The sequence below is a fragment of the Streptomyces misionensis genome (assembly GCF_007896895.1).
Taxonomy (GTDB): domain Bacteria; phylum Actinomycetota; class Actinomycetes; order Streptomycetales; family Streptomycetaceae; genus Streptomyces; species Streptomyces misionensis_A.
In genome coordinates this window covers 1-2342 of record NZ_VOGW01000149.1, presented here as the reverse complement: position 1 = coordinate 2342, position 2342 = coordinate 1, and the positions used below count along the sequence as shown (strand labels likewise).

Here is a 2342-nt window from a genome sequence, read left to right as displayed (position 1 = left end):
CGCTCCCGGCCGTACGACCGCCCGCTCCCGGCCCCACGACCGTGCGCGACCGCTCCCGCTCGGCCGTACGGCCGCATCGGCGGCCGCCGGTGCGGTCCGCCGGTGCGGTCGCGGTGTCTCAGCCGTGCAGCCGCTCCCCGCAGTGCGGCCACGGGCTCTCCCCCCGCCGCAGGTACAGCTTCTTCGCCCGGTACGTCTGCTCGGACTCCGGCGCGTCCTGCGGCGTGCCCGATCCCCCGAGGGCGTGCCAGGTGTGCGTGTCGAACTGGTAGAGCCCGCCGTACGTGCCCGACGCGTCCACCGCGTGCGGATCACCGCCCGACTCGCACACCGCGAGCCCGTGCCAGTTCAGCCCGTCCACCCCCTCGGGGGTGCGCGGCAGCGCCTTCGTGCCGACGCGTACCACCTGCTCGCGCGGCCGGCGCACCACCTCCGTTCCCTCCCGGCGGGGCCGCTCGCGCACCCCGTTGACGGTGCGCAGGAGATAGGTGATCCGCCGCAGCCCGGGACGCCCGGGACGCGCGACGACCTCGGTGCCCCGCGCCAGCGTGGGGTCGTAGGTGCGCTCGACGCGGAACGGGATCGGCTCCTCGCGCACCTCCCGGCTGCCGCTGACCCGCAGCACGGTCACCGTCTGCCCGTCCCGCGGAAAGCTGTCGCCGGGGACGGAGAGCACGTCCTGGCCGCGCAGGGTGACCCCGGCCTCCCGGACCGCCTCCGCCACGGTCGCCGCGTTGGTGCGGACGGTGCGGGCCCGGCCGTCCGCCATGATCGTGAACTCGCGCTCGGTGCGCACGTCGAGCGCGAGTCCGGCGCGTCCGATGCTCTGGGAGCGCGAGGCCGACAGATACGCGCCCTCGGCGCGCACCCCCAGCTCCCGCAGCGCTCCGTCCACCGTGTGCGCCGTCGTCCACACCTCGTGCCGCCGGCCGTCCAGGGTGAGCCGCACGGGGCGGCCGTAGCGCACCGCGATCGCGTCGCCGCCGGCGAGCGGGGTGTCGGGGGAGGGCGCCACCAGGTCGTGCTCGCCCACCCGCACGCCCTCCTCGGCGAGCAGCGCGTTCACGTCGTCGGCGAAGGTGTGCAGGACCCGCGGCCGGCCGTCGACGCTGAGCCGGATCGCCCGGTCCTCGGCGACGAACGCGGTGGTGCCGCCGGCCAGGAACGCCACCACCAGGGCCTGCGGCAGCAGCCGCCGTACGACGGAGTCCGGGCGCTCGGCGGCCCGTGCCCTGTGCCTGCGCGCGCCGCGCCCGCCGCCCTGCGCGGGTGACGGCCCGGGTGCCGCACGGGTCTTGGACCGGGGGTTGCTGCTCACGCCGACACGCTCCAGAGGGCCGAAAGGTCCGGATCGGGGGCAGAACCTAGCGGAGCCCCGGTCACTCTCCAAAGCGGATCGACTACGACACGTCACATACGGCTGACTACAGCGGGTAGTCGAAGGCGCGGGCGGTGTTCTCGTTCAGGGCCGTCGCCAGCGTGTCTTCGTCGATGCCGCGCACCGCGGCCATCGCGCGCACGGTGACCGGAACCAGGTAGGGCGCGTTGGGCCGTCCGCGGTACGGCGCCGGGGTGAGGAAGGGCGCGTCGGTCTCCACGAGGACCAGTTCCAGCGGGGCGACGGCGAGGGCGTCGCGCAGGTTCTGGGCGTTCTTGAAGGTGACGTTGCCGGCGAAGGACATGAAGTAGCCCTCGCGGGCGCAGATCGCGGCCATCTCGGCGTCGCCGGAGTAGCAGTGGAAGACGGTGCGCTCGGGGGCGCCCTCCTCCTTCAGCACCCGCAGCACGTCGGCGTGGGCCTCGCGGTCGTGGATGACGAGGGCCTTGCCGTGCCGCTTGGCCATCTCGATGTGGGCGCGGAAGGACCGCTCCTGCGCCTCCTTGCCCTCGGGGCCGGTGCGGAAGTGGTCGAGGCCGGTCTCGCCGACGCCCCTGACGTGGGGCAGCGCGGCGAGCCGGTCGATCTCGGCCAGCGCCTCGTCCAGCGCGCCGAGGCCACCCGGCTCGCGGGCCCCTTGCCGGGACCATCCGTCGGGGTCGCCGTGCACGATGCGCGGGGCCTCGTTGGGGTGCAGGGCGACGGCGGCGTGCACGTTCTCGTGCGCCCGCGCGGTCTCGGCGGCCCACCGGGAGCCGGCCACGTCACAGCCGACCTGGACGACCCTGGTCACCCCGACCGACGCGGCCTTCGCCAGCGCCTCCGTCACCGTGCCGGACTGCATGTCGAGGTGGGTGTGGGAGTCGGCGACGGGGACCCCCAGGGGCGCGGGCAGCGGCGGCGCCGCGTTCTTGTCGCCCGATGAGCTGTGGCCGGCGTTCGAAGGCATGCCCCGATCCTACGG

General features: G+C 75.1%; 2 protein-coding genes. Both read right to left on the bottom strand.

The genetic code is table 11. The features are described from left to right. Window positions 1–118: 118 nt before the first annotated feature. Entirely contained in the window at window positions 119–1318 is a 1200-nt protein-coding gene (locus tag FRZ03_RS25250) for a ubiquitin-like domain-containing protein (RefSeq protein WP_315902665.1), read from the bottom strand. A gap of 106 nt (window positions 1319–1424) precedes the next feature. Further along, the gene (locus FRZ03_RS25245) at window positions 1425–2327 is read right to left on the bottom strand and encodes a TatD family hydrolase (RefSeq protein WP_146467438.1); all 903 of its coding nucleotides are present in this window, start codon (window positions 2325–2327) and stop codon (window positions 1425–1427) included. Between the last annotated feature and the right edge of the window lie 15 nt (window positions 2328–2342).

Excerpts from the sequence above, each read along its gene's own strand:
- FRZ03_RS25245 (WP_146467438.1), bottom strand. The coding sequence starts at position 2,327 with ATGCCTTCGAACGCCGGCCACAGCTCATCGGGCGACAAGAACGCGGCG.